This window comes from Nocardia sp. CC227C, assembly GCF_030767025.1.
Lineage (GTDB): Bacteria > Actinomycetota > Actinomycetes > Mycobacteriales > Mycobacteriaceae > Nocardia.
Genome location: NZ_JASITE010000008.1, coordinates 241,939 through 267,729 on the forward strand (window position 1 = coordinate 241,939; position 25,791 = coordinate 267,729).

Consider the following 25,791-nt stretch of genomic DNA (forward strand, 5'->3'; position numbering starts at 1 on the left):
GAATAGTCGGCCCATTCACGCCGACACACATTCGCCGGAACGTCACGAGTACGTCACGCCGATCTTCGCGCGATCGGTTCGGCATGTCGCGTGAACTGGGGTTTTGTGTCGCACGCCGGTCGAGTAGATTCGAACATATGAGCGATGCCGCCGAGGTCGAGCTCACCGGCTACGAGTTGGTGGAGCGACTGCGAGCGGTCCACGCCCAGATCGCCGCCGCCCACGCCGAAGAAGTCGGGCTGATCACCCAGCTGTACCGGCTGCGCCGCGCACAGCAACTCGAGGCCGGGGTGTCGGCACGCTACGCCGGAGAGTCGACAGCGACCGAAATCGGGGTGGCGGTACGCATCCCGCAGCGCACCGCCGATGGATTGATCGCCCTCGGGCTGGGATTGCAGCGGCTGCCGCACACGCGGAGGGCCTTCGCCCTGGGCCGTATCGACCTGGCGCGGGTGCGCGCTATCCACGACGCGCTGGTCAACGCACCGGACGAGACGGTAACAGCACTGGAGGAGACGGTCGTCGCGCGGGCCGAGGGCTGTGATCCGGCACGGTTGCGGCGCACCATCCGCAAGAAGTTGCTCGAGATCGACCCGGCCGGGCAGGCCCGCCGCCGCCAGGAGGCCGAGCGGGAACGGTACGTCGCGGTGCGCGCGGCCGACGACGGGACCGCGCTGCTCGACGGCGTCCTACCCGCCGCCGGCGGCTGGAGCCTGTTCGAACGATTGCGAGAGATGGCGATCACCCAATGCTGCGCCGCGGACCCGCGCACCATGAACCAGCGCCGCGCCGACGCGTTGGTTGCGCTCGCCGACGGCAGCGGCCGCCTCGCCTGTGGCTGCGACCTCCCCGACTGCCCCCGCCGCGACCCGAGTGATCCCGTTCCGGCTGCGCGGCGCGCGTTGGTGCAGGTCGGTATCAGCGCGGCCACGCTACTCGCCGTGCAGGACAACCCAGCACTGCTGGCCGGATTCGGGGCCGTCGACGCCGATCTCGCCCGCCAGATCGCCCGCCACGCCCGCTTCCACATCATCCCCGAAACCGCCAGCCCTGCAAGCGAACTCGCCAACCCGGCATGCTCAACCACGGCGCCCGACAACACCGACACCGGCGGTCTCCCAACACCCCCGGCGGACTCGCACACGTTGTCGCCAGCAGACCCGCAGCCGTTGCCACCGCCGGGCGCACACTTGCCACCGGCGGACCCACAGACGTTGTCTCCGACGGACCCGCAGGAATTGCGGTACCGGCCGAGCGCGAATCTCGCCGCCCGGGTCCGGGCACTCGACGGCATCTGCCGCGCTCCCGGCTGCCACATATCAGCCGCGGCCACCGATCTCGACCACCAACTGCCCTTCGACCACCGCTCCCCCGCGTCCGGTGGCCGCACCACAGAGCAAAACCTCGGCTGCCGCTGTCGCCGACATCACCGCCTGAAAACACTGGCAAACCACGGCATGAACGGCTGGACCGTCACCCAGCACAGGGACCGGCGCATCGAATGGCGCACTCCTACCGGTGGGGTGATCACCACCGACCCAGAGGGCGCGAAGTTCCTGTTCCCACGCACCCCGGTCCCCACGGCACCGATGGAACCGATTCACCCACAACCCGACCCACCGCTATTGGACCCCGGGCCGGTGATCAACGCACTCACCGAGCTGGTGCACGTCTACATCCCACCGGGCCGCCGCAGCGTGCGCAGCCGCCGCGACTTCCGCCCCGTCCGGGTGGGTAGTGCCTTGTGCGGCATCGGTGACACCGATGGAGATACCGGCCGTCCGCCGTTCTGACTCGCACGCGAGACCCGGTCGAACTCGCGACTATCCGAAACCGAACTCGCCGTCCATCACGCACTGCACGAAATGATCCCAGCCCTCCGCACTGAAGGTCAGGCTGGGTGCGTCTGCCGCCTTCGAATCACGCACTCCGACCAAACCTCCGGGCAGAAACGCGACTTCGACGCAGTCCGCCTTATCGCCACTGTGAGTGCTCTTGAACCAATGGACCAGGGGTAGTTCGGACGTCACGCTGAGAACTCCTTCGCAACCTGTCGCAACAGGCTCCGGCTGTTGGTCTCATCGAGTGCAGCGAGGCGGAGGCTGTGCAGAACCCGATAGTACCGACGCACTTCATCCGTCTTCTCCAGGTACATACAGCCGCTGAAGGATTCCAGGTAGACGACGGAGGGCCACACGTGCTCGCCCCGGCGATCCTGATCGAACTCCAGAATCGCGAACTGCCCCACTGGATCACCCACCGGCGCTCCCGCCGCGAAGGGCAATACGCGAACCGACACGTTCGGCAGCTTCCCGATTTCCGCCAGCCGCCGCAACTGCATGGCCATGACCTCGCTACCACCGACATTGCACCGCAGAGCAGCCTCGTGCAGGACGACGTCGAGTCCGAGCGGCTCATGCTTCCGAACCACCTTCGCCTGTCGCCTCATACGCAGCTCCACCCGTCGCTCATGATCAGAAGCGCTCTCAGCGGGCTTCACGGCACGAATGAGCGCCCGCGCGTAGTCGGCAGTCTGCAAGAGCCCGGGCACCAGCGACGGCTGATATGTCGTCAGCCGCCGCGCGGCGGTCTCCAGGCCGACGTACACATCGAAATTCGCCGGAATGAGATTCCCGTATTCGTGCCACCAACTCTTCTCCGCAGCCTGCCGCAGCAATCCGACCATCGCCTCGGTCGCCTCGCCGCTCATCTCCAGGACGTCGCAGATCGCCTGGATATCGCGGACTTTCACGCGCGTGGGAATGCCGGACTCCAGCCGCTGCAGCACCGAAGTACTGACGTCCGCCAGTTTTGCCACTTTGTCCTGCGACATCCCCACCACACTCCGCGCGTCGCGCAGATACCGACCAAGTTGACGACGCGGCAGCGTCGAGCCGTTGTCCACTTGGTCCCCCTCACAGACCACCCGACCTGGGTCACTCATCTCCCCGAACTGGTTGTTGTCCAGCCGGTTCGCGGAGATCGCACTGGGTTACCCAGTTCAACTTACCCAGCTTGCCCGACTGGTGATGCACTTTCCGCATAACCCGCCGCGAGATCAAGGAGTGTCACCATGTTCGAAGAACTCACCGACGGAGCCTGGGTCATCACCAATACTGGCTGTCCGGTCCGCGTAGCCTCGAACAAGGACGACCAGTTCGCGACCCTCATCCTGGGAACTCATCCCCGTGAGCTCGAAATCGCTGTGGAGCCACAGACTCTCGCAGCGATCCTTCGAGAAGGCGCTACGGCGCTACGCACCTTGTCCGGCCAAGACAATGCCGACGAACCGCAGGTCGAGGCCGTGGTCGTCCGAGATCCCGACGGACCGACCGAGGTGAGCATCTTCATCGACGGATCGGCGGTGGAGGCAACCCAGTTCACGGTCGACGCTGGCGCGGGATGGACGCGGGCGGAGTGGACACGGGCGCGGGAGGACAACCTCACTCTCGCCTCCCCGGCGGCGCGTGCGACTTTGGCGCGTGCCTACGCGAACGTCCCGGGCGGACGATACATCGACCGTGCGTGAGCGCTGGGCGGGCGCAGCAGATCACCGCCCGGGAGCGGCCTTGCCGCTGGTGGAGGACGGGCCCGACCTGGATTCCATTGACGATCGCAGGTCGCCTCCGGAGAATCGGACGGTGGCGCGAATACTCGGGTTCCAGCCCAATACGCAGCGGATCACGACCCACAGCGTCGATAAAGGGGTGATCTGCGAGCACCAGGTGATCGCAGATACCGATGGCACGACGATCCTGCATCTGACGACGCTCGGTTCCAAGGATCGCGAGTCGCATCCCAAGAGCAGCCAGTCGCTACAGTTGGATACCGCAACCGCGGCCCAGCTCGTCAAGATCCTGCACGACTCGTTCGGGGATGACGTGCTGGGAACGAAGGTCGATATGGATGTCGCGCCCCAGGACGGAGCGGTCACGGTCGACATCGCTCTTCTCGCGGCCGTCTACAACCGGAACCCCGCGATCTTCCGGCAGTTCATCAGTGATGACAGAGCCGCGAGCGACGTCATCGCCATGGCACATCGTCGGGAGCAGGTCGCGCGGTTTCGACGCCTCCTCGAGGATGACGAGTACTTCGATTCCGAGAAGGCCAGGTTTCCGAATCGAGGTGGTGAAGCGGTCTGGCAGGACCTGTTCGAAAGGAACCCCTGGATTTTCGGTGTCTCGTTGTCCGGCCAACTTCTGACGTCCTGGAACAGCGCCAAGTTGGAGCAGGTTGTCGTCGGTCACTCGGTCGCGACGGTCGGTAAACGAACCGATGCGTTGCTTCGCACCGTGAGCCGAATCCCCTCGATGGTCTTCGCCGAGATCAAAACGCACCGCAAGGAACTTCTCGAGCCTGTGCGGGAGTCGTACCGCTCAGGCTGCTGGGCACCGTCATTCGAATTGTCGGGCGGCGTGGTCCAAGCGCAGGGCACCGTACATCGCGCCGTGACCCATATCGGCGAACGGATTCAGGCGACTGCGGCCGACGGCAGCGACATTCCCGGAGAGTTCACCTATCTTCTGCGGCCACGGTCGTATCTGATCATCGGCAGCCTGGAGAGTCTGCGTGGCGAAGGCGGCGGATACCACCGGGACAAGATTCGCTCGTTCGAACTGTTTCGTCGGGAACTCGTGCAACCGGAGATTCTGACGTTCGACGAGCTTCTCGCCCGTGCGGAGTGGATGGTCGAGTCGGCCGACGTGGAATCGCACCCCGCGCGGTCGTGATCCTGCCGCGCTCTCGAACGGCAGGGCGTGGGGTGGCGGTCAGCGGCGGGTGACGGCTGTGGGCAATGATGCGAAGCCGCGGTTGTTGGAGGAGTGGATGCGGCGGGTCCTCTCGGGGTCGATGTCGTAATCGGAGATCATGCCCGCGAATTCCTGGAGTGCGGTGCGCAGTTCGAGGACCGCGAGGTTGGAGCCCAGGCAGTGGTGCCGCCCGCTGCCGAAGACCAGGGAGGCGCTGGTGTCTCGGGTCAGGTCGAAGCGGTCGGCGTCGGGGAAGATGTCGGGGTCGCGGTTGGCGGAGCCGGTGAGGAGCAGGATGCGGGCGTCGGCGGGGATGGTGACGCCGTGTAGGTCCACGGGAGTCGCGGTGGTGCGTAGATGGACCTGGGTGGCCGGGTCCCAGCGCATGGATTCGGCGATCCAAGCGTCGATGTCGCCGTCCAGGGCGGTGCGGCGCTGGTCGGGATGCAGCCAGCCGGCGTGCCAGATATTGCCGAGGGTCAGCATGGTGGTCTCGATGCCCGCGCCCACCAGCAGGATCAGCACGCCGACGATTTCCTCGGGGGTCAGCCGGTCGTCGCCGTCGGCGGCGTCCAGCAGGCCGGAGAGCAGGTCGCCGGTGCGGTGGCGGGCGCGTTCGATGGTGAGGTCGGTGTAGTAGGCGACGAGCGCGCCGATGGCCTGCATGGCCTCGGGGCGCAGATCGGTCGACTCCTCCTCGGTGTACATGATCTCCATACCGAGTTTGCGCACCATATCGCGGTCGGACTGCGGTACGCCGACGAGTTCGGAGATCACCTCGGTGGGGTACGGCCCGGCGAAATCGGCCATGAGGTCGAAGGAGCCGCCCTCCACCAGCGGCGTCAGCAGGGAGCGGGTGATCTCCCGCAGCCGGGGCTCCAGAGCCTGGACACGACGCTGGGTGAACGCGCTGGTGACCAGCCCGCGCAGCCGGGTGTGCTTGGGTGGGTCCATGGCCACGAAGGAGAAGAACCGTTCGGCCTGCGGACCCCAGAAGGCCGGTTCCATGCGGATGCCGTTCACGCTGGAGAAGCGGTCGGAGTCGCGCAGGGCGGCGAGCACGTCGGCGTGACGGGACAGCGCCCAGAAGTCGTCCACCTCGTTGCGATAGACGGGGGCTTGCTCGCGCAAGGCGGCATAGTACGGGTAAGGATCACTGTGGACCGCGAAATCGTAGGGGCTGTACTGCAACTGCACGAGTAGACCTTCCGGGGCGTAGCGTCGCTAGGATCGCCAGCGGTTCGTATTGAGCCGACGAAACTGAACACTAGTCGAGATGCATTGGGGGCGTAATGAACTCGGACTCCGCAGCGGACCGGATCGACGTGACGAAGCCGCATCCGGCCCGCCGCTACGACTACTGGCTGGGCGGTTCGGCCAACTACCCCGCCGATCGGGAGTCCGCCGAGATGGTGGCGGAGGCATTCCCGACGGTACAGATCTCGGCGCTGGAAAACCGGAAATTCCTCCGCCGCGCCGTCGGCCATCTCGCCGAACGGGGCATCCGGCAGTTCCTCGACATCGGCACCGGCCTGCCCACCGCGGGCAATGTGCACGAGATCGCGCAGACCGTGGTTCCCGAATCGCGCATCGTGTACGTGGACAACGACCCGATCGTGCTCGTGCACGCCAACGAGTTGCTCAACAGCTCCCCCGAGGGCAGGACCGCATACCTGGAGGCCGACTTCCGGGAGCCGGAGCGGATTCTCACCCATCCGGATCTGCTCGACACCATCGATCTGAGCCAGCCGGTGGCGCTCATCCTGGTCGCGATCCTGCATTTCATCGGCGATGAGGATCGGCCCTACGACCTGGTGCGGCAGCTGCGCGAGGCGCTCGCGCCCGGCAGCTACCTGGTGATATCGCATGCCACCGGCGACTATCTGGCCCCGGAGGACCGGCCCGCGACGCTCGAGGCCAACAAGCGCAGCCGGGTGCCGTTCTACCTGCGCTCGCGCGACGAGATCTCGCGCTTCTTCACCGGCCTGGAGCTGGTGGCCCCCGGTATCACCTCGGTGACCAATTGGCGTCCGGAGGAGTGGCGGCCGCATCCGCGCGCCGAGGCCGTCTCCATGCTGGGCGGGGTCGCCCATATCGGCTGAGGTTCAGATGCCGCCCGCCAACGCCCGCATGCACCGCACGGCGAGCGAGGCCGGATTCGCGCCGCGACCCTGCGGCGAGGTGTCGAGCGCCCATTCCTCCAGGGCGATGCGAATGGCTCCGGCCGCGGCGGCGGCGAGCAGGCGCACCCGGAGCGGGTCGGCGTCGGGACCGGCCAGTTCGGTCAGCACCCGGTTCAGGTCGCGTTCGCTCTCCATATTGATGCGATGCCAGATGCCGCGCAGCGCCACGTCGTCGTCCATGGCGCGCAGCAGTCCGCGGGTGAGTTCGAGATCCGCGTCGTCCTCGAGGGTCATGGACCGCACGGCCGCCGCCTGCAACTCGTTGAGTTTGGGTAGTCGCCGCGGGCCGGACGCGATGATGGCCAGCCAGCGTTGCGCGCCGGTGGCCAGCATGGGTTCCACAGCATCCTCTTTGGTGCGCGCGTAGCGGTAGAAGGTCCGCAGCGCCACGCCGGCGGCGGCCGCGATCTCCTCGGCGGTGACCTCCGCGGTCCCGCGTTCGGCGAACAGCCGCGCCGCGGTGCGGGCGATCTCCAGGCGGGTTTCCTGTTTGCGGCGCTCGGCCAGGGTCAGGCGGTCGGGTGCTGCCACGGGGCGTCCTTCCAGGTCGAATAGGTCCATCCTAATCACCGGATGCCATAGTGGCACGTCGTGCCAGTAAGGCGTACCGTGTCAAGCGGTGGGGGTCGAAGAATCATAGAGGAGTTGCCGCAATGGAGCGTTTCACCGACCGCCGTGTCCTGATAACCGGCGCGGGTTCGGGCATCGGCCGGGCCACCGTGCACCGCATTCTGCGCGAGGGCGGGCAGGTCGTGGCCGCCGACATCAGTGCGGCCGGACTCGCCGAGACCGCCAAGCAGGCCGCCGAGCACGGGCACGCGGACCGGCTCGGCACCGTCACCGTCGATATCGGCGATGAGGAATCGGTGCGCGCGGGCGTCGCCAAGGCCGTGGACACCCTGGGTGGGCTGGACGTTCTCGTCAATGCCGCGGGCATCCTGCGCTCGGCGCACACCCACGAGATGCCCCTCGCCGACTGGAACCGGATCATCACCACCAACCTCACCGGCACCTTCCTCATGATCCGCGAGGCGCTGCCGACGCTGCTGGCATCCGACAACAAGGTGATCGTGAACTTCGCGTCCACCTCGACGTTCTTCGCGCACCCCTACATGTCGGCGTACGCGGCGTCCAAGGGCGGCATCATGTCCATGACCCACGCGCTGGCCGCCGAGTACAGCAAGCAGGGGCTGCGCGTGGTGGCCGTCGCGCCGGGCTCCATCTCCAGCGATATGACCGACGGCCGCGGCCCGGGCCTGCCCGAGGACGCCGACCTGAGCCTGTTCATGAAGCTCATCCCCGGTATCGGCCGGGGCTTCGCCTCCCCCGACACGGTCGCGGGCGTGGTCGCCATGCTGGCCTCCGACGACGGCGCGTTCATCACCGGCACCGAGATCCGCATCGACGGCGGCACCCACTACTGAGGCGGCCTCGGGGGGCGGGTCATACCTGAGAACTAGCCCGCCCCTGATCTTCTCCGAAATGGGGGTAGCCCCATACCGTTTCGGGCCGGATTGCGGCACAGTGTCTGACCATGAGGTCGACGTTATCCACTTCCGCCCGACGAAAGCTGGCCCGCCTGGCCGTAGCCGGTGCGATCGCCGCGATTCCCCTTACCGCGCTTGCTGTTCCGGCCTCCGCGGAGGTCACCCTCGAACCCGAGGTCACCGACGTCTCGCGCCCGCACTGGCAGGACCGCAATCCCTGGGACCCCCGGTATCCGTGGGAGAACCGGAATCCGCACGACCACGACCGCTGGCACGATCATGACCGCTGGCACGATCACGACCGCTGGGACCGCGACTGCGATCACCGCGACTGGAACCGCGGCCACGACCCCTTCCGCACCCCCTTCCGGCACGCACTCCCTCGTGGCGCGTTCGGAAGCAGCTAGGAAGGTACGGAAAGGCCCGGCCCCCCAAGGGGGCCGGGCCTTTTCGGTGTTCGACGCCGACGACCAGCCAGCGACCGCTGAGCCGAGACCTTACGCGGTCTCGGTGATCGGGCGGTCGACCCAGCTCATCAGGCCGCGCAGCTTGGCGCCGGTGACCTCGATCGGGTGCTCGGCGTTCTGCTTGCGCAGACCCTCGAGCTCCTTGTTGCCGCCCTCGACATTGGCGACCAGACGCTTGACGAAGGTGCCGTCCTGGATGTCCTTCAGGATCTCCTTCATGCGCTCCTTGGTGCCCGCGTCGATGACGCGCGGACCCGACAGGTAGCCACCGAACTCGGCGGTGTCGGAGACCGAGTAGTTCATGCGCGCGATGCCGCCCTCGTACATGAGGTCGACGATCAGCTTCAGCTCGTGCAGCACCTCGAAGTAGGCCATCTCCGGCGCGTAGCCGGCCTCGACCATGACCTCGAAACCGGTCTTGACCAGTTCCTCGGTGCCACCGCACAGCACGGCCTGCTCACCGAACAGGTCGGTCTCGGTCTCTTCCTTGAAGGTGGTCTTGATGACGCCCGCGCGGGTGCCGCCGATGCCCTTGGCGTAGGACAGGGCGAGCGCCTGGCCCTGGCCGGTCGGGTCCTGGTCGACCGCGATCAGGGCCGGAACGCCCTTGCCGTCGACGAACTGGCGGCGCACCAGGTGGCCCGGGCCCTTCGGGGCGACCATGGCGACGGTCACGTTGGCCGGAGCCTTGATCAGGCCGAAGTGGATGTTGAGGCCGTGGCCGAAGAACAGCGCGTCGCCGTCCTTCAGGTTCGGCTCGATGTCATTGGTGAAGATCGACGCCTGCGCGGTGTCGGGGGCCAGCACCATGATGACGTCGGCCCAGGCGGCGACCTCGGCCGGAGTGCCGACGGTCAGACCGGCCTCCTCGGCCTTCGGCCGCGACTTCGACCCCTCGGCGAGGCCGACGCGGACGTCGACGCCGGAGTCGCGCAGGCTCAGCGAGTGAGCGTGGCCCTGGCTGCCGTAGCCGATGACCGCGACCTTCTTGCCCTGGATGATCGACAGGTCGGCGTCATCGTCGTAGAACATCTCGACTGCCACAGTGGTTCCCTTCTGATGAATCGTCCCCGCTCATTCGGGGATAACGTTTGTACGCGTTCACCGCGCATTTGCCTTGGGCTCATCCCCGCACTCGCGGGGAGCGACGCCGACCGCCTCATCGCGTCGCCGTGATGGACGGCTCATCCCCGCTGTGGCGGGGATTCCCGACGAATCTATCGCGTCGCCGTAATGGACTTGGGTCCACGTCCGACGGCGACCACGCCCGACTGCACGATCTCGCGGATGCCGTAGGGCTCCATCATGCGCAGCAGCGCGTCCAGCTTGGAGCGCGTGCCGGTGGCCTCGATGGTCAGCGCGTCCGGGGACACGTCGATCACCTTGGCGCGGAACAGGTTCACGGCCTCGATCACCTGGGTGCGCACGCTGGCGTCGGCGCGCACCTTGACCAGGATGAGTTCACGGGCGACGGAACTCTCCTGATCCTGTTCGACGATCTTGATGACATTGACCAGCTTGTTGAGCTGCTTGGTGACCTGCTCGAGCGGCAGATCCTCCACCGTCACGACAATGGTCATGCGCGAGATCTCGGGGATCTCGGTGCCGCCGACCGCGAGCGACTGGATATTGAAGCCGCGGCGCGAGAACAGGCTCGCCACGCGCGCGAGCACGCCCGGCTTGTCCTCCACCAGCACGGAGAGGGTGTGGGTGGTGGTGGTCATCGCTCGGTCTCCTTCGTCGCCCGCTCATGCGCCGCGAGCGTGGCCTTCTCGTGCGACATGGCCTCGTGGATCACCGCGGGCTCGGCGGCGGACTCGTCGTCGTCGAACAGCGGGCGGATGCCGCGCGCGGCCATGATCTCGTCATTGGAGGTGCCGGCGGCCACCATCGGCCACACCTGCGCGTCCTTGCCGACGATGAAGTCGATCACCACGGGGCGGTCGTTGATGGACTGGGCCTCGCGGATGGCGGCCTCCACGTCCTCTTCCCGCTCCACGCGAATCCCGTAGCAGCCCAACGCTTCCGCCAGCTTCACGAAGTCGGGGATGCGCAGCGTGTGGGTGCCCAGATCGGTGTTGGAGTAGCGCTGCTCGTAGAACAGGGTCTGCCACTGCCGGACCATGCCCAGATTGCCGTTGTTGATGAGCGCGACCTTGATCGGCACGCCCTCCACGGCGCAGGTGGCCAGTTCCTGATTGGTCATCTGGAAACAGCCATCACCGTCGATGGCCCACACCTCGCGGTCGGGTGCGCCCATCTTCGCGCCCATGGCGGCGGGCACGGCGTAGCCCATGGTGCCAAGGCCGCCGGAGTTCAGCCAGGTGCGCGGCTTCTCGTACTTGATGAACTGGGCGGCCCACATCTGGTGCTGGCCGACGCCCGCGCAGTAGATGGCGTCCGGCCCGGCGAGCGCGCCCAGCTTCTCGATGACGTACTCCGGCGACAGCGAGCCGTCGCTCGGCGGGGTCCAGCCCAGCGGGTACTGCTTGCGCACGCCGTCCAGGTAGGTCCACCACTCCGACAGGTCCAGCAGCGGGTTCGCGCTCGCGGCGGGATCGGCCTTCAGGGTGTCGATGAGCTCGGTGATGACCTCGCGGCAGTCACCCACGATCGGCACGTCCGCGTGGCGGTTCTTGCCGATCTCGGCCGGGTCGATATCGGCGTGGATGATCTTCGCGCCGGGCGCGAAGGAGTCCAGCTGACCGGTGACGCGGTCGTCGAAGCGCGCGCCCAGGGTGATGAGCAGATCCGAGCGCTGCAGCGCCGCCACCGCGCCGACGGTGCCGTGCATACCCGGCATGCCCATGTTGAGCCGGTGCGAGTCGGGGAACGCGCCGCGCGCCATCAGGGTGGTGACCACCGGAATACCGGTCAGCTCGGCCAGCTCCAGCAGTTCCGCCGACGCCTCCGCCTTGATCACGCCGCCGCCCACGTACAGCACGGGGGACTTGGCCTCCATGATCATGCGGGCGGCCTCGCGCACCTGCTTGCCGTGCGGTTTGGTGACCGGACGGTAGCCGGGCAGCCGCATTTCCGGCGGCCAGCTGAAGGTGGTCTGCGACTGCAACACATCCTTGGGGATGTCGACCAGCACCGCGCCCGGACGACCGCTGGAGGCCAGGTGGAAGGCCTCGGCGAGGATGCGCGGGATGTCGATGCCGTCGGTGATCAGGAAGTTGTGCTTGGTGATCGGCATGGTGATGCCGGAGATGTCGGCTTCCTGGAAGGCGTCGGTGCCGATCAGGCCGCGGCCGACCTGGCCGGTGATGGCGACCAGCGGCACCGAGTCCATCTGGGCGTCCGCGATCGGGGTGACCAGGTTGGTCGCGCCCGGACCGGATGTGGCCATGCACACGCCGACCTTGCCGGTGGCCTGCGCGTAGCCGGTGGCGGCGTGGCCCGCGCCCTGCTCGTGCCGGACCAGGACGTGGCGGACCTTGGTGCTGTCGAACAGCGGGTCGTAGACGGGAAGGATGGCACCGCCCGGAATACCGAATACCGTGTCCGCGCCGAGCTCCTCGAGCGATCGGACGACCGACTGCGCGCCGGTGACCCGCTCGGGCGGGACCTGGCGGCGATTCGATGTTGCGGCCGCAGCCGCGGTCGGCTGACTAGCCGAGGGCGCGGGCCTGCGGGCCGAGGGCCCGGGCCGGGCGGTAGGTGCGCTCACCGTCTTGGTTCCTTACTGCTTGTCGTAACCACACTTGCCTGAACACAAAAAAGCCCCCGACAGCCTATGGCTGTTCGAGGGTGGCGCGTCGCAGCTGCGAGCTGACGTATGGGAGCTACATCGTCGGCTCAGCGCTGGACGCGCCGGCCGATTACGAGCAACTCGATTCGTTTCACGCGCACGACGGTAAGTGCGCGTGGTCCGTTCAGTCAAACTTCTGACCAATGGAGTCCCATTATGTGAGACAGAGCGGTTGTTCGGGTTCAATCACCACAATGCGAGGATGGGGGTGTGTCATCACCGCATCAGTCCGTGCCACCAGGTCGATCGTCCCATACGCCCGCCGAAGGATCGGACACGGGTGGCTACCCGAGCATCCGGTTCCGCACCGACTGGCTGTGGATCCCGGCCGTCGCCATCGTGCCCCTCGTGGTCACCTTCCCACTCTGGTTGACGCGGCTGCAAACCGTGGTCAGCGGCAACGGGCTGGAGGTGCGCGGGCTGCTGCGCACCCGCCGGGTGCCGTGGGAGCAAATCTCCGGCGTCCGCATTCCGGGGTTCAACCGCGTGTACGCCACGCTCGCCGACGGGAGTGAGATCCCGCTGCCCGGAGTGGACTTCGGGCGCATCCGGACCTTCGTGCGCGCCACGCGCGGAGAGCTGGCGGACCCGGGCGTGCGGGTGATCGCGATACCGCGGCTGGCTCATCTCGCGGTGTTCGTGGTGGCGCTGGGCGCGCTGTTCCCGTTCGCCGGGTGGCCCCAGGTGCTGTGGATCCTGTTCGCGATTCCGCTGGCCCTCGCCGTGTGGGTGGAACGCACCCGGACCAAGATCTCGCCCGACGGGCTCGACCTGCGCACCGTGCGCGGGCAACGTCACATCGACTGGGACCGGGTCCGGGGTCTGAGCATCCCCAAGCGCGGCTACCTGCGGCTGCATCTCGCCGATGACTCCGAGGTGAAGCTGCCCGCGGTCGGCTACGACCGGCTGCGCGATCTGGTCGAAGCCTCCGGCGGCCGCATCCCGGACCCGTTCGGGGAGCCGGAGGATGAGGACGAGATCACAGCGACCGCAGAGACCGCAAAGAACACAGAGAACACAGCGACCGCGGATACCGAGACGACCGGCGGGCGCGGCGGAGTGGTGACGCCGGAGTAACGTGGGCTGGCCGCCGAAGCAGATTCGGCGCAGTCGCCACAGCCCCCGCGACGAGACCCGAGGACCCATCAATGCCACCGCTTCGCTCACGCACCACCACCGCCGGACGCAATGCCGCGGGCGCGCGCGCCCTCTGGCGCGCCACCGGCCTCACCGACTCCGACTTCGGCAAGCCGATCGTCGCCATCGCGAACTCCTACACCCAGTTCGTACCCGGCCACGTGCACCTGAAGGACGTCGGCGAGATCGTGGCCGCGGCGGTCCGGGCGGCGGGCGGCGTGCCCCGCGAGTTCCACACCATCGCCGTGGACGACGGCATCGCCATGGGCCACGGCGGCATGCTGTACTCGCTGCCCTCGCGCGAGATCATCGCCGACTCGGTGGAGTACATGGCCAATGCCCACACCGCCGACGCGCTGGTGTGCATCTCCAACTGCGACAAGATCACCCCGGGCATGCTGAACGCCGCCATGCGGCTCAACATCCCCGCCGTGTTCGTCTCCGGCGGCCCCATGGAGGCCGGTAAGGCCGTCGTGGTCGGCGGCGTGGCGCAGGCCCCCACCGACCTCATCACCGCCATCTCGGCCAGCGCCTCCAGCGCCGTCAGCGACGAGGGCCTGTCCGAGGTCGAGCGCAGCGCCTGCCCGACCTGCGGCTCCTGCTCCGGCATGTTCACCGCCAACTCCATGAACTGCCTCACCGAGGCGCTGGGCCTGGCGCTGCCGGGCAACGGCTCCACCCTGGCCACCCACGCCGCCCGACGCGCGCTGTTCGAGCGGGCCGGACGCGTCATCGTCGATATCGCCAACCGGTGGTACCGCGACGACGACGCTTCGGTGCTGCCGCGAAACGTGGCCAACGAGAAGGCGTTCCGCAATGCCATGGCCCTGGACGTGGCCATGGGCGGTTCCACCAACACCGTGCTGCACACCCTCGCCGCCGCGCAGGAGGGTGAGATCGACTTCGATCTGGAGACCATCGACGAGATCTCGCGGCGGGTGCCGTGCCTGTCCAAGGTGTCGCCGAACTCCGACTACCACATGGAGGACGTGCACCGCGCCGGTGGCATTCCGGCCATCCTGGGCGAGCTGCGCCGCGGCGGCCTGCTCGAGACCGATGTGACGACCGTGCACACCGCCTCGTTCGACGAATGGCTCGACACCTGGGACATCCGCTCCGGCAAGGCGTCCGAGGAAGCCGTCGAGCTGTTCCACGCCGCGCCGGGCGGGGTGCGCACCACCGAGCCGTTCTCCACCGACAACCGCTGGTCGTCGCTGGACACCGATCAGGAGCAGGGCTGCATTCGCGATGTCGCGCACGCGTACACCGTCGAGGGCGGACTGTGCGTGCTGCGCGGCAATATCGCACCGGACGGCGCGATCCTCAAGACCGCGGGCATCGACGAGGACCTGTTCACCTTCGAGGGTCCGGCCGTGGTGGTCGAATCCCAGGAGGAGGCCGTGTCGGTCATCCTGAACAAGCGGATCAAGGCCGGTGACGTGGTCGTGGTGCGCTACGAGGGACCCGCGGGCGGTCCGGGCATGCAGGAGATGCTGCACCCCACCGCATTCCTGAAGGGCGCGGGTCTGGGCAAGTCCTGCGCGCTCATCACCGACGGCCGGTTCTCCGGCGGCACCTCGGGGCTGTCCATCGGGCATATCTCGCCCGAGGCGGCCAGCGGCGGAGCGATCGGCCTGATCGAGAACGGCGACCGGATTCGTATCGACGTGCACACCCGTGCGCTCGAATTACTCGTTTCCGAGGACGAACTGGCGCGGCGGCGCGCGAAAATGGATGCGTCCGAACGGCCGTGGCAGCCCGCCGACCGCGACCGTCCGGTCACCACCGCCCTGCGCGCCTACGCCGCTCTGGCGACGTCGGCGGACAAGGGTGCAGTCCGGCGGGTGCCGTAGTCAGCAAGGGGGAAGTGTGACAATCGAATACACCGGCAAGGTCGACGCCATGCTGGCCGAATACACCGCCATGCTCGATCGCTGCGATGCGCGCAATGCCCAGGCGAAGGAACTCCTCGCCGAGGCCGAGGCGCTCGCCGCGGAGACCCGGGAGCTGTTCGGAGCCGAATACTCCGCCGCACCCGGCGACGCCGAGGACATCCGCGCCCAGCGGGCGGCCCTGGAAGAACAGGTGGACGCCAAATCGCAGGAGGTGCTGCGCCTGCACTCGGAGAATTTCGAGGAGTGGGAGAGGTTCACCCACGCGGAGTGGTGACCGGCATCCGCAGGATCTGACACCCGCGCGATAGGACGCCCGCGGGATACGACACCCGCGGATACGACGCCCGCAGGATACGACAACAGCACGGCCCCGGAACCGGAAGGTTCCGGGGCCGTCGCGTACTCACCGCCGTCGCGCGCTCACCCGCATGATTCGCGCCGTATCGGTAGCCGCCCTCAGTCGAACGGGCCGACGCCGGTCAGCGGGTTGCCGCCGTGCAGCCACAGCCAGGTGCCGATGGCGGCGGCGACGGCGGCGACCAAGACCGCGGCCGAGCCGAGGAACGGGCGCGTCGCCCAGCCGCGGTTGCGGTCCAGGGACAGCCGCCCGGGGCCGGTGAGGATGATGACGGCGGCCGCGCCCGCGAGCACGGTCTCCAGTTCGACGGCGCTGGCGGCGGCCTTGTACTGGAAGCCGGGGATCATGCCCTGCTTCCACATCCAGGCGTCCAGGATCACCGCGAGTACCGCGCCCGCGGCGAGCGGGGTGCCGAGCCCGAGGACCAGCAGGATGCCGCCGCCGAGTTCGCCGACGATGAGCAGGGCCGCGCCGATGTCGGCCTGATCCCAGCCGCCCTGTTCGAGCATGTCGCGGGTGCCCTCCAGGCCGGGGCCGTGGAACCAGCCGGTCAGCTTCTGCAGGCCGTGGTAGATGAAGGTGCCGCCGACCACCAGGCGCAACAGCAGCAGACCGAGGTCGAGGGTGCCGCGGCGGTCGTCGCGGCGACGCAGCCGACCGTTCTCCGGAGAGGTCGGGGCCGGCGGGATGCTCGCGAACGCGTAGGAGGGCGAGTCCGCGTCGGCGGCCCCGGGGGCGGCGACTCCGGGGACGGGGGCGTCGGCGGTGATCGGCGTGGTGTCGCCGCTCTCCACCTGCCCGCGCGTCGGCACGTCGGGGTCGAGACCCAGGTCCTCATCGGTGCGGGGAATCTCCTTGGTGAGATTCGGCTCGGTGAGATTCGGCTCGGTGAGATTCGGCTCGGTGAGATTCGGCTCGGTGAGATTCGGCCCGGCCGTATCGATCTGCTCGGTCGGACTGTCGAAGGGGCTGCGCACCGGCGTCCCCGGCCGCTGCGCGGGTTCGGGTTCGGGCTGCCCCGCCGCGGTGGACGGATCGTTCGACTTGTCGGTCACGCGGGTCAGGGTATGCGCCCGGAGCCCTCGACGCGCGGTGGATCGCGGGCGTGTCCTGCGGATGTTTCACATACACACCACCCCCGTACGAGCGAGCGCGGCGGTATTTCCGTAACGTCTGCAGCATGAGTTTGGTTGCCGGAGGGCGAGTCAGGGGCCGCGCGGGGAGGCTCGCGGTCGGTCTCGTGGTCGGCGTGACGCTGCTGGCCGGGTGCGCCCGCTTCGACGAGTCGGCGTCGAGCCCGTTCACCCCCGAACCGTCCTGGCAGGACGCCGATCTCGGCCCGACCGACAAGCAGGCGCCCACCTCGGCGCAGCGCCCCGCCGGGCCGTGCGTCGATCCCGACCCGAATGTGGTGATCTCCTGCCTCGGGGTCACGGGCGGGATCGTCGTCCTGGGCGACGGCACCTCCATGGTGCTGGACCGCACGGATCTCGAGGTGCTGACCCTGCTGCCGCCGGTGGGCCCCAGCGAGGTGCCGCCGCCCCCGGCGAAGGAGCAGCGGATCGACCAGGAGGTCGATACCGGCACCGCGGACGGCGGGCTCATGGATATCGCGCTCTCACCGTCCTACTACGAGGACGGCCTCTACTACCTGTATGTCACCGGCCCCAGTGACAATCGGGTGATCCGGGTGTCCGAGGACGGTTCGGTGAAGCCGATCCTCACCGGAATCCCCAAGGGTCCGACCGGCAATCGGGGCGCCATCGACTTCGCGGGCGGGGATCTGCTGGTGCTCACCGGCAACGCGGGCAACCCCGCCGCCGCCGACGATCCGAATTCGCTCGCGGGCAAGCTGCTGCGGGTGCCGAATCCGTCCCCGAACAGCAGCGTCCCCGAGGTGGTCGTCTCCGGAATCGGCATCGCGGGCGATGTGTGCGTCGGCCCGCAGAGCATCTGGGTCACCGACCGCACCGCCGTCGAGGACCGCCTCCAGCACGTCACCCCCGAGGGCGCGGTGACCAAGGCGTGGTCGTGGTCCGACCGGCCGGGCGTCGCGGGCTGCGCCGCCGCCGCGGACGGCGTGGCCATCGCCATGACCGACGCCAAGGCGGTGGCCTTCGCCAAGGCCGATCCGGACACCCACGCCATCACCGAGGACCCCGCCCTGACCATGCAGGACCGCTACGGCCGCCTCAACGGCGCGGCGCTCGGCCCCGACGGCGCGGTCTGGGTCGGCACCGTCAACAAGGGCGAGGGCGGCACCCCCGGCGAATTCGACGACCGTGTGGTGCGCGTGCCGCCCCCGGCCGGTGGGCCCGGCAGCGGACCGGACTGAGCTGGCTGAGCTGACGCCCTCGCTAGCCGGCGACACCGCAGGCGGCGAGGACCAGTTCGCGGACGCGGGCGGCGTCGGCCTGGCCGCGGGTGGCCTTCATGACGTCGCCGACGACCTTGCCCGCCGCCTGCACCTTGCCGGAGCGGATCTTGTCGGCGATATCGGGGTTGGCGGCGAGGGCCTTGTCGACCTCGGCCTGCAGGGCGGAGTCGTCGCTGACCATGCCGAGACCCTTGTCCTCGACGATCTGGGCCGGTTCGCCCGCACCGTCGAGCACGAAGTCGACGACCTGCTTGGCGACCTTGTTGTTGATGGTCTTGGCCTCGACCAGACCGGCCACCTCGGCCACCTGCTTCGGGGTGATGGGCAGATCCTCGAGGGCGACGCCGCGGTCCTTGGCCTTCTCGGTGAGGTAGGCGACCCACCAGGAGCGGGCGGCGTCCACGGAGGAGCCGGCGTCGACGGTGGCGATGATGAGGTCCAGCGCGCCCGCGTTGATCAGATCGCGGAACACCTCGTCGGACAGTCCCCAGTCGGCCTGGATGCGGGCGCGCCGCAGCCACGGGTATTCGGGGATGGTCCCGCGCAGTTCCTCCACCCAGGCGGCGTCGGGTGCGATGGGCTCGAGGTCGGGCTCCGGGAAGTAGCGGTAGTCCTCGGCGGTCTCCTTCACCCGGCCCGGCGAGGTGGAGCCGTCGGTCTCGTGGAAGTGCCGGGTCTCCTGGACGATGGTGCCGCCCCCGGCGAGCACGGCGCCCTGCCGCCGCATCTCGTAGCGCACCGCCACCTCGACGCTGCGCAACGAGTTCACGTTCTTGGTCTCGGTGCGGGTGCCGAACTCCTCGGCGCCCTTGGGCATCAGCGACACGTTGGCGTCGCAGCGCAGCGAGCCCTGTTCCATCTTCACGTCGGACACGTCCAGGGCCTTCAGCAGATCCCGCAGCGCGGTGACGTAGGCGCGCGCCACCTCGGGCGCCCGCTCCCCCGCCCCGGTGATGGGCTTGGTGACGATCTCGATGAGCGGTACTCCCGCGCGGTTGTAGTCGAGCAGTGAGTGCGAGGCCCCGTGGATGCGTCCGGTGGCGCCGCCGACGTGCACCGATTTGCCGGTGTCCTCCTCCATGTGCGCGCGCTCGATGTCCACCCGGAAGGTGGAGCCGTCGTCGAGCACCACGTCGAGGTACCCGTCGGTCGCGATGGGTTCGTCGTACTGGCTGATCTGGTAGTTCTTCGGCTGGTCCGGGTAGAAGTAGTTCTTGCGCGCGAACCGGCCCCACGGCGTGATGGAGCAGTTCAGGGCCAGCCCGATCCGGATGGCCGATTCCACCGCCTTCTGGTTCACGACGGGCAGCGAACCGGGCAGTCCGAGGCACACCGGGCACACCTGCGTATTCGGCTCGGCGCCGAATTCGGTCGGGCAACCGCAGAACATCTTGGTCGCGGTGCCCAGCTCGACGTGCACCTCCATGCCCAGCACCGGCTCGTACCGGTCGATGACATCGGCGTAGTCCATCAAGTCCACCGTGGGTGCGCTCATGACGATCAGTCTATGTAAGGCCGGGCGGCGGAATTCAGTCGGCCGCGATGGCCTCCACGATGGGCAGCCGGGCGGCCCGGACCGCGGGCGGGATGGAGCCGAGCAGGGCCAGCAGCAGCGCGACCACGGCGTAGACGAGCAGGAGCGGGCTGGGCTGGTAGGCCACGTCCAGGGACAGCGAGTTGGTCATGGCGAGGGTGGCCAGGTAGTGCACGGCCGCGCCCACCGCCAGACCGATGGCCGCGCCCACCACCCCGATGCCCGCCGCCTCGGTGAGGACGGTGCGCAGCAGGAAGCGGCGGCTGGTGCCCATGGCGCGCAGCACCCCGAGTTCGCGGCGGCGTTCCAGCACCGAGAGCATGAGGGTGTTGAGCAGCGCGATGGTGGAGACCGCCACCACGATCCACAGGATGGAGGTGCTCAGCGAGGTGCCCTGGCGGACGCTGCCGGCAATGGCCGTGACGGCGTCCGGACCGGTCTCGACGTGGATCTCGGGCGGCACCACCGCGCGAATGGCCGCGTAGACCTGATCCGGGTCGGCGTCGGGCAGGAAGTCGACCCCGATGATGGTCTCACCGGGGCGCTGGTACCACTGGCGCAGGATGTCGAGGTCCAGGATCACCACACCGGCGACGGCGGAGAAGTACGGGATCACCTCCAGCACCTCGACCCGCCGCACCCCGCTCGGCGTCGGCAGTTCGAGGGTGGACCCGCGCTGCACCGCCGATGCCTTTGCCACATCGCGGGATACGACGACGCCTTCCCCGGCGGCCATGCGCCGCAGGGTGTCCGCGCTCAAGGCCGCCGTCGCGGCCTGGCGGCCCTGCCCCTCCTCGAAGGCCTGCAACATCACTCGGCCGCCGCCGAGGGTGGCGAAGGCCATCTGCCCCGACCCGGCCCCCGCCACGCCGGGAATCGCGGAGATCTTCGCCTTCAGGTCCGCGGGCAGGATCGGCCCGGTGGGGAACTGCTCCATGGCCGTGGGGCTGATGAACACGTCGGTGACGCCGAGCCCCTCGAAGCTCTCGGTCGCCGAATCGGCCATATTGCGGGTGGCGTTGCCGATGGCCACCACGGCGGTGACGCCGATCATGACGGTCATGGCGGTCGCCCACACCCGGCGCGGCGCCCGTTCGACGGTGGTGGCCCCCAGTGCGCCGGGCGCGCCGAACAGCCGCGCGACGGCGGCGGCGGCGCGCACGATCGGCCCGGTGGCGGCGAAGCAGAACATGACCGCACCGGCGATGGCCATGGAGACCGCGGCCATGGAGATCCGGCCCAGATCGGCCGTGGCGACGACGATGGCGGCGACCACCAGCGCCGTGCCCAGTACCAGCGCGCCCCAGCGCAATACCGGGTTCGCGGTGTCGGCGCTGGACGTTCCCACCGGGGCCAGGGCCTCGATCGGCGCCACCTTGTACACCTGGCGCGCGGCCAGCGCGGCGGCGGCGACGCTGGCCACCACGCACGCCGCCACGGCCACCGGCACGGCGTATCCGGGCAGGATGAACTCGGTGCGCGCCTCGACGGAGTTCAGCATGGCGGCGGGCAGCCGGTGAATGGCGATGCGCCCCATGAACACGCCGACCAGCGCGCCGACGAGTCCGCCGATCAGTCCCAGCAGCGCCGATTCCGCGATCAGATCGCGCACCATGGGCGTACGGCGGCCGCCGATGGCGCGCAGCAGCGACAGCATCGGACGCCGCTGCGCCACGGCCATGCTCATGGCGTTGTAGATCAGGAACGACGACACGATGAGCGCGGCGGCCGAGGAGGCCAGCGTCGCCAGGGTGACCACCTGCACGGCGCCACCCGCCTGCGCCGCCCGCATCCCCGGATCGGCGACCACGGCGCGCCCGTCCACCACCTCGGTGAGGTTCGAACGCAGCTGTGCCACATCGGTATCGGGGGCGGCGATGATCTGGATGGAGTCCAGCCGGCCGGCCCGGTCGGTGATCTGCTGTGCCACCGGCAGCAGCGTGACGACCAGGTGTCCTTCGTTGAGTTTGCGCGCGGCCGGATCGTCGAGCACCCCGACGACGGTGACGGTGGTGCCGTCGATACCGAAGGTCTCCCCCTCCGCATACCCCATGCCGGTGCCGACCAGCACGCCGTTGCGTACGGTCGGCAGTGCGGCCGCCTGCTCGCGCAGCGGCCCGTCCAGATCGCTGCCCAATGCGGAGGCGCTGGCGTCCGCGCCGATGAGCAGGGCGCGGTCCGCATCCGCCCCGATGGGGGCGCGCAGCATGGGGACCGCGGTCCCCACCCCCGCCACCGCCCGGACCTCTCGCAGCAGCGACTGTTCGAAACCGGCGTCGGTGATGCCGCTGATCTCCAGCACCGCGCCGCCGGAGAGGCTGCGCGCCAGCCGGTCCACCGACCCGGTGATGGAGCCGGAGATGCTGAACACCGACACCAGCAGCCCCGCCGAGACGCCCATCACGATCATGGACATGAGGGTGCGGCCCCGGTGCGCGAGCAGCTCACCGATATTGAACAGCCGCAGCCGATCCCACCCCGCACGTATCACGGACGCACCGCCTCGGCGGGCTCGGAGCCGTCCGAGCTCAGCGAGGCGCTGAGCTCCACCGGTACGGTGCGCACCGCACCGTTCTCGGTGTGCTCGACCAGTTCGTTGGAGCCGATCGTCCCGTCCCGCAGGGTGATCAGCCGGTCGCAGTAGCGCACCGCGCCCATGTCGTGGGTGACCATCACCACGGAGTTGCCCTGCCGGGTGATGTCGCCGAGCAGTTCCAGGATGGACGCCCCGGTCTTGGAATCCAGGTTGCCCGTGGGCTCGTCGGCCAGGATCAGCGGCGGGTCCATGATGAGCGCGCGCGCCACCGCCACCCGCTGCATCTGCCCGCCGGACAGTTCCGCGGGCCGGTGCTCGGCGCGGTCGGCCAGTCCCACCAGTTCCAGCAGTTCCAGGGCGCGGGGCTTGGCCTTGCGCAGTCCGGTGCCGTCCAGCAACTTCGGGATGGCGACATTCTCCCAAGCCGACAGCGTGGGCAGCAGGTTGAAGAACTGGAAGACGAATCCGACACGGTGCCTGCGGAACTCGGACTGCCGATCGTCGTCGAGGCCGCCGATCTCCTCGCCCTGGAAGCGAATGGAACCCGCGTCGGGGGAATCGAGGGCGCCCAGCATGTGCAGCAGGGTGCTCTTGCCGGAGCCCGACGGGCCGATGATGGCGGTGAACTCCCCCGGTTCGATACGCAGGCTGATGCCGTCCAGCGCGCGTACAGTCTGTTCACCCACCCGGTACTCCCTGGTGACGTCGGTCAGTTCCAGCATGTTGCTTCCCCTCGTGCTGTCAGCTCGCGAGTGCGCGGTCTCGCGGCCGGTCGATCAGGTGGTCGGTGTCGTAGGTGTCCAGGACGGCGCGCAGCGCGGGCTGTTCGGAAGCCAGTTCGAGGTATACCTCGACCGCCGATTTCCCCTCCGCCAGCGCGTTGTCGAGTTTCGCGCGCAGGTGGTTCTCCCAGCGGTACCGCAGTGCCAGCAGCACCCCGGCGGGTCCGCCGAAGAGGCGTTCCATATCCGGCAGTCCGTGAAAGAGCTTGGGATCAGCCGGATTTCGCGCCGCTCGGTCGAGTACGGCATGCAGGATATCCGTGCGAGCATGGTGGTCTGCCCAAGTCATGGCCCCAACCTTTCGTTCTCGAGATCTCACACGCTACGTACCGGGCTCTGTGCTGTCTTCGTGCCGCGGACCCGAATCGGTCTCCTACCGGGGTAGGAGAGCATGCCCACTCGACGAAGGATGCACACGATCGATCCGGGCAATTAGCCTTACAGGATGAACGTGACCGACGCCACGTCACGGTTCGCCGGGTCGGCCTGGCGTGACCTGCGGGAGAGTGCGCGCGACAGCCGTGCGCGGTTCCGCCGGTTCCTTCGCGATCCGGTGCGGGAGTTCCAGCGCAATGTGGAGGAGCTGCCCTACGACTACCCGGCGTCCACGATCATGCTGCTGGATGTGGTGCTGCTGGTGGCGGCCACCATCGCCATGATCCAGCGGCACGAGTACTTCCCGAGCCTGCTGCCGCTGGTGGCCATGGGGCTCACCTATGTCACCGGCCCGCTGTACGCGTTCTTCGGGATGGTGCCGAAACCGATGGTGATCGGCGGCCTCGCCATGATAGCGACGGGATTGTTCCTGTCGCAGCCGGTGGAGAACGATATTTCGCCGCTGATCCTGATCCTGGCCGCCGGCGAGGTCGCCGCCATCACCCCGGCATTGGCGAGCGTGCCGCTCACCCTGGCCATGCTCGGGCAGCTCGCGTTCTTCGCCCGGATCGGTCACCTGGACGGCGCGCTCCAGTACGGCGCGGGTGTGGTGTGCGGCTGGATGACCGGGCGGATGCTGCAATACCAGAGCCGCTTCACCCGCCAGGAGCGCGAAACCCAGGAGGTGCGTACCGCCCGCGCCGCCGACGAGGAACGCGGCCGCATCGCCCGGGAGGTGCACGATGTGATCGCGCATTCGCTGTCCATCACGCTGCTGCACGTCACCGCCGCCCGCCACGCGCTGCAAACCGACCGCGACGTGGACGAGGCCGTTGACGCCCTCGCCGACGCCGAGCGCCTCGGCCGCCAGGCCATGGCCGATATCCGCCGCACGGTCGGACTGCTCGACCAGCGGCCCTCCCGCACCACCCCGGAACCGGGCCTGGACGATATCGCCGAGCTGGTGGGCGACTTCGTCCGCGCCGGAATGGCGGTGGACTACGAGCTCGAGGGCGATCCGACGACGGTGAGCGCGGGACTGGGGCTGGCGCTGTACCGGATCAGCCAGGAGTCGCTGGCCAATATCGCCAAACACGCGCCGGGCGCGCGGGCGCGCCTGCGCATCGTGGTGGACGACCGGGGCATCACGGTCTCCGTGCACAACACGCTGCCCGCCGGGCTGGCTGCCCGGCCGGGAAACGGCATGGGCGTCCGGGGGATGCGCCAGCGCGCCGAACTCCTGGGCGGGATGCTGTCGGCCGGACCCGGCGACGGCGGCTGGCAGGTGCGGGCGCGGATTCCGCTGTCCGGCAAGCCGGTCGACGGCTGCGTCGTCATCAATGCCGCGAGTACCGCCGAGGATTCGCTCAAGTCCATGTTCCAGAACATGACCCGCAAATTGCAGGATGGCCGCGCCGAACCGGCGCGGGAGAGCCAGGAGGGTGTGTGAACGCGCAGCCGGAGGACGAGCCGACCGCGGTACTCGTCGTCGACGATCAGGAACTGGTGCGCGGCGGCCTGCGCCGAATCCTACGCCGCCGTGACGGTTTCGTGGTCAGCGAATGCGCGGACGGGGACGAGGTGCCCGCCGCGGTGGCCGCGCACCGGCCACATGTGGTGCTGATGGATCTGCGCATGAAGCGCATCGACGGCATCGAGGCCACCCGCACCCTGCGCCGATCGGCCGACGCCCCACCGGTACTGGTGCTCACCACCTTCGACGACGATCAGCTGCTGTCCGGCGCGCTGCGCGCGGGCGCGGCCGGGTTCATTCTCAAGGACTCCCCCGCCGAGGATCTGATCCGCGCCGTGCGCACCGTCGCGGCGGGCGGCGCGTGGCTCGACCCCACCGTGACCCCGCGCGTGCTCACCGCCTACCGGTCGGCCCGGCCCACCCCGTCCCCGGCCGCCAACCGGCTCGGTGATCTCACCGCACGCGAGCTCGAGGTGCTCGAGCTCATCGGCCGCGGCCGCCTCAATGCCGAGATCGCGCACGCCCTTGGCATCTCCGAGGTGACCGTGAAGAGCCATGTGGGGCACATCTTCGGAAAGCTCGGCCTGCGGGACCGGGCCGCGGCCATCGTCTTCGCGTTTGACCAGGGTGTGGTCGCCCCAGGAGAATCCAGTCTCTGACGGGTGGGTCACGGCCGCCGCT

At 68.7% G+C, this 25,791-nt stretch carries 24 protein-coding genes; 12 read left to right on the forward strand and 12 right to left on the reverse strand.

Annotated features, from left to right (window positions below):
- Positions 1–137: 137 nt before the first annotated feature.
- On the forward strand, positions 138–1,793 hold the full coding sequence (locus QMO76_RS18610; protein WP_306362582.1) for an HNH endonuclease signature motif containing protein: 1,656 nt from the start codon (positions 138–140) through the stop codon (positions 1,791–1,793).
- 30 nt (positions 1,794–1,823) lie between these two features.
- Here the strand turns inward: QMO76_RS18610 and QMO76_RS18615 are convergent, their stop codons facing one another.
- Positions 1,824–2,030 carry a DUF397 domain-containing protein gene (locus tag QMO76_RS18615; RefSeq protein WP_306362583.1) on the reverse strand — a complete coding sequence of 69 codons (207 nt, stop codon included), beginning with the start codon at positions 2,028–2,030 and terminating at the stop codon, positions 1,824–1,826.
- Positions 2,027–2,905 (reverse strand): helix-turn-helix transcriptional regulator, encoded by an 879-nt coding sequence (locus QMO76_RS18620; RefSeq protein WP_306362584.1) that lies wholly within the window; start codon positions 2,903–2,905, stop codon positions 2,027–2,029. Before QMO76_RS18620 ends, QMO76_RS18615 begins: the two co-directional genes overlap by 4 nt.
- Positions 2,906–3,073: 168 nt before the next feature.
- Here QMO76_RS18620 and QMO76_RS18625 point away from each other — a divergent pair, with 168 nt between their 5' ends.
- Both QMO76_RS18625 and QMO76_RS18630 read left to right on the forward strand, forming a co-directional pair.
- The gene (locus QMO76_RS18625; RefSeq protein WP_306362585.1) at positions 3,074–3,529 is read left to right on the forward strand and encodes a hypothetical protein; all 456 of its coding nucleotides are present in this window, start codon (positions 3,074–3,076) and stop codon (positions 3,527–3,529) included.
- Positions 3,522–4,730 (forward strand): Shedu immune nuclease family protein, encoded by a 1,209-nt coding sequence (locus QMO76_RS18630; RefSeq protein ID WP_306362586.1) that lies wholly within the window; start codon positions 3,522–3,524, stop codon positions 4,728–4,730. Before QMO76_RS18625 ends, QMO76_RS18630 begins: the two co-directional genes overlap by 8 nt.
- Positions 4,731–4,769: 39 nt before the next feature.
- Here the strand turns inward: QMO76_RS18630 and QMO76_RS18635 are convergent, their stop codons facing one another.
- A complete protein-coding gene (locus QMO76_RS18635) occupies positions 4,770–5,882 on the reverse strand; it encodes a cytochrome P450 (protein ID WP_306362587.1) in 1,113 nt (370 codons plus the stop codon).
- 161 nt (positions 5,883–6,043) lie between these two features.
- On the opposite strand from QMO76_RS18635, the gene QMO76_RS18640 reads away from it, so the two are divergent.
- The gene (locus QMO76_RS18640) at positions 6,044–6,853 is read left to right on the forward strand and encodes an SAM-dependent methyltransferase (protein WP_306362588.1); all 810 of its coding nucleotides are present in this window, start codon (positions 6,044–6,046) and stop codon (positions 6,851–6,853) included.
- A gap of 3 nt (positions 6,854–6,856) precedes the next feature.
- Here QMO76_RS18640 and QMO76_RS18645 read toward each other — a convergent pair whose 3' ends face one another.
- A complete protein-coding gene (locus QMO76_RS18645) occupies positions 6,857–7,465 on the reverse strand; it encodes a TetR/AcrR family transcriptional regulator (RefSeq protein ID WP_306362589.1) in 609 nt (202 codons plus the stop codon).
- 122 nt (positions 7,466–7,587) lie between these two features.
- Here QMO76_RS18645 and QMO76_RS18650 point away from each other — a divergent pair, with 122 nt between their 5' ends.
- Both QMO76_RS18650 and QMO76_RS18655 read left to right on the forward strand, forming a co-directional pair.
- Complete coding sequence (locus QMO76_RS18650; protein WP_306362590.1) at positions 7,588–8,358, forward strand: SDR family NAD(P)-dependent oxidoreductase; 771 nt, start codon at positions 7,588–7,590, stop codon at positions 8,356–8,358.
- 110 nt (positions 8,359–8,468) lie between these two features.
- Positions 8,469–8,828: a hypothetical protein gene (locus QMO76_RS18655; RefSeq protein ID WP_306362591.1), complete on the forward strand. Its 360-nt coding sequence runs from the start codon at positions 8,469–8,471 to the stop codon at positions 8,826–8,828.
- 90 nt (positions 8,829–8,918) lie between these two features.
- Here the strand turns inward: QMO76_RS18655 and ilvC are convergent, their stop codons facing one another.
- From ilvC to QMO76_RS18670, 3 genes are all read right to left on the reverse strand, one after another.
- Positions 8,919–9,920 (reverse strand): ketol-acid reductoisomerase, encoded by a 1,002-nt coding sequence (ilvC, locus tag QMO76_RS18660; RefSeq protein ID WP_029930139.1) that lies wholly within the window; start codon positions 9,918–9,920, stop codon positions 8,919–8,921.
- A 185-nt stretch (positions 9,921–10,105) separates the two neighbouring features.
- On the reverse strand, positions 10,106–10,612 hold the full coding sequence (gene ilvN / locus QMO76_RS18665) for an acetolactate synthase small subunit (RefSeq protein ID WP_029930140.1): 507 nt from the start codon (positions 10,610–10,612) through the stop codon (positions 10,106–10,108).
- Positions 10,609–12,561, reverse strand: a complete 1,953-nt coding sequence (locus QMO76_RS18670) for an acetolactate synthase large subunit (protein ID WP_306362592.1) — start codon at positions 12,559–12,561, stop codon at positions 10,609–10,611. The genes ilvN and QMO76_RS18670 overlap by 4 nt, the downstream gene beginning before the upstream one ends.
- 291 nt (positions 12,562–12,852) lie before the next feature.
- Here QMO76_RS18670 and QMO76_RS18675 point away from each other — a divergent pair, with 291 nt between their 5' ends.
- The 3 genes from QMO76_RS18675 to QMO76_RS18685 all read left to right on the forward strand — a co-directional run bounded on the left by QMO76_RS18675 (position 12,853) and on the right by QMO76_RS18685 (position 15,948).
- The gene (locus QMO76_RS18675) at positions 12,853–13,719 is read left to right on the forward strand and encodes a PH domain-containing protein (protein ID WP_306362593.1); all 867 of its coding nucleotides are present in this window, start codon (positions 12,853–12,855) and stop codon (positions 13,717–13,719) included.
- A 71-nt stretch (positions 13,720–13,790) separates the two neighbouring features.
- Positions 13,791–15,632 (forward strand): dihydroxy-acid dehydratase, encoded by a 1,842-nt coding sequence (ilvD, locus tag QMO76_RS18680; protein WP_306362594.1) that lies wholly within the window; start codon positions 13,791–13,793, stop codon positions 15,630–15,632.
- A gap of 16 nt (positions 15,633–15,648) precedes the next feature.
- Positions 15,649–15,948: a hypothetical protein gene (locus QMO76_RS18685; protein WP_306362595.1), complete on the forward strand. Its 300-nt coding sequence runs from the start codon at positions 15,649–15,651 to the stop codon at positions 15,946–15,948.
- Positions 15,949–16,130: 182 nt separating this feature from the next.
- Here QMO76_RS18685 and QMO76_RS18690 read toward each other — a convergent pair whose 3' ends face one another.
- Entirely contained in the window at positions 16,131–17,087 is a 957-nt protein-coding gene (locus tag QMO76_RS18690; protein WP_306362596.1) for a DoxX family protein, read from the reverse strand.
- A 125-nt stretch (positions 17,088–17,212) separates the two neighbouring features.
- On the opposite strand from QMO76_RS18690, the gene QMO76_RS18695 reads away from it, so the two are divergent.
- Positions 17,213–18,367 (forward strand): PQQ-dependent sugar dehydrogenase, encoded by a 1,155-nt coding sequence (locus QMO76_RS18695; RefSeq protein ID WP_306362597.1) that lies wholly within the window; start codon positions 17,213–17,215, stop codon positions 18,365–18,367.
- Between the two features lie 22 nt (positions 18,368–18,389).
- Here QMO76_RS18695 and gatB read toward each other — a convergent pair whose 3' ends face one another.
- Genes gatB through QMO76_RS18715 form a run of 4 tightly spaced genes read right to left on the reverse strand, consistent with a single transcriptional unit; the run spans position 18,390 to position 23,550 of the window.
- A complete protein-coding gene (gatB, locus tag QMO76_RS18700; protein ID WP_306362598.1) occupies positions 18,390–19,904 on the reverse strand; it encodes an Asp-tRNA(Asn)/Glu-tRNA(Gln) amidotransferase subunit GatB in 1,515 nt (504 codons plus the stop codon).
- 34 nt (positions 19,905–19,938) lie between these two features.
- Positions 19,939–22,434, reverse strand: a complete 2,496-nt coding sequence (locus QMO76_RS18705; protein WP_306362599.1) for an FtsX-like permease family protein — start codon at positions 22,432–22,434, stop codon at positions 19,939–19,941.
- Positions 22,431–23,201 carry an ABC transporter ATP-binding protein gene (locus QMO76_RS18710; RefSeq protein ID WP_306362600.1) on the reverse strand — a complete coding sequence of 257 codons (771 nt, stop codon included), beginning with the start codon at positions 23,199–23,201 and terminating at the stop codon, positions 22,431–22,433. The genes QMO76_RS18705 and QMO76_RS18710 overlap by 4 nt, the downstream gene beginning before the upstream one ends.
- A gap of 19 nt (positions 23,202–23,220) precedes the next feature.
- Complete coding sequence (locus QMO76_RS18715) at positions 23,221–23,550, reverse strand: hypothetical protein (protein ID WP_306362601.1); 330 nt, start codon at positions 23,548–23,550, stop codon at positions 23,221–23,223.
- A gap of 156 nt (positions 23,551–23,706) precedes the next feature.
- Between QMO76_RS18715 and QMO76_RS18720 the strand changes: the two genes are divergently transcribed.
- Positions 23,707–25,086: a sensor histidine kinase gene (locus tag QMO76_RS18720; protein ID WP_306362602.1), complete on the forward strand. Its 1,380-nt coding sequence runs from the start codon at positions 23,707–23,709 to the stop codon at positions 25,084–25,086.
- Positions 25,083–25,769, forward strand: a complete 687-nt coding sequence (locus tag QMO76_RS18725; RefSeq protein ID WP_306362603.1) for a response regulator transcription factor — start codon at positions 25,083–25,085, stop codon at positions 25,767–25,769. The genes QMO76_RS18720 and QMO76_RS18725 overlap by 4 nt, the downstream gene beginning before the upstream one ends.
- Positions 25,770–25,791: the final 22 nt, after the last annotated feature.

Bases quoted from the DNA above. Each gene is read 5' to 3' on its own strand.
- QMO76_RS18610 (WP_306362582.1), top strand. From the start codon at position 138: ATGAGCGATGCCGCCGAGGTCGAGCTCACCGGCTACGAGTTGGTGGAG.
- QMO76_RS18625 (WP_306362585.1), top strand. From the start codon at position 3,074: ATGTTCGAAGAACTCACCGACGGAGCCTGGGTCATCACCAATACTGGC.
- QMO76_RS18640 (WP_306362588.1), top strand. From the start codon at position 6,044: ATGAACTCGGACTCCGCAGCGGACCGGATCGACGTGACGAAGCCGCAT.
- QMO76_RS18650 (WP_306362590.1), top strand. From the start codon at position 7,588: ATGGAGCGTTTCACCGACCGCCGTGTCCTGATAACCGGCGCGGGTTCG.
- QMO76_RS18655 (WP_306362591.1), top strand. From the start codon at position 8,469: ATGAGGTCGACGTTATCCACTTCCGCCCGACGAAAGCTGGCCCGCCTG.
- ilvC (WP_029930139.1), bottom strand. From the start codon at position 9,920: ATGTTCTACGACGATGACGCCGACCTGTCGATCATCCAGGGCAAGAAG.
- ilvN (WP_029930140.1), bottom strand. From the start codon at position 10,612: ATGACCACCACCACCCACACCCTCTCCGTGCTGGTGGAGGACAAGCCG.
- ilvD (WP_306362594.1), top strand. From the start codon at position 13,791: ATGCCACCGCTTCGCTCACGCACCACCACCGCCGGACGCAATGCCGCG.
- QMO76_RS18695 (WP_306362597.1), top strand. From the start codon at position 17,213: ATGAGTTTGGTTGCCGGAGGGCGAGTCAGGGGCCGCGCGGGGAGGCTC.
- gatB (WP_306362598.1), bottom strand. From the start codon at position 19,904: ATGAGCGCACCCACGGTGGACTTGATGGACTACGCCGATGTCATCGAC.
- QMO76_RS18710 (WP_306362600.1), bottom strand. From the start codon at position 23,201: ATGCTGGAACTGACCGACGTCACCAGGGAGTACCGGGTGGGTGAACAG.
- QMO76_RS18715 (WP_306362601.1), bottom strand. From the start codon at position 23,550: ATGACTTGGGCAGACCACCATGCTCGCACGGATATCCTGCATGCCGTA.
- QMO76_RS18720 (WP_306362602.1), top strand. From the start codon at position 23,707: ATGAACGTGACCGACGCCACGTCACGGTTCGCCGGGTCGGCCTGGCGT.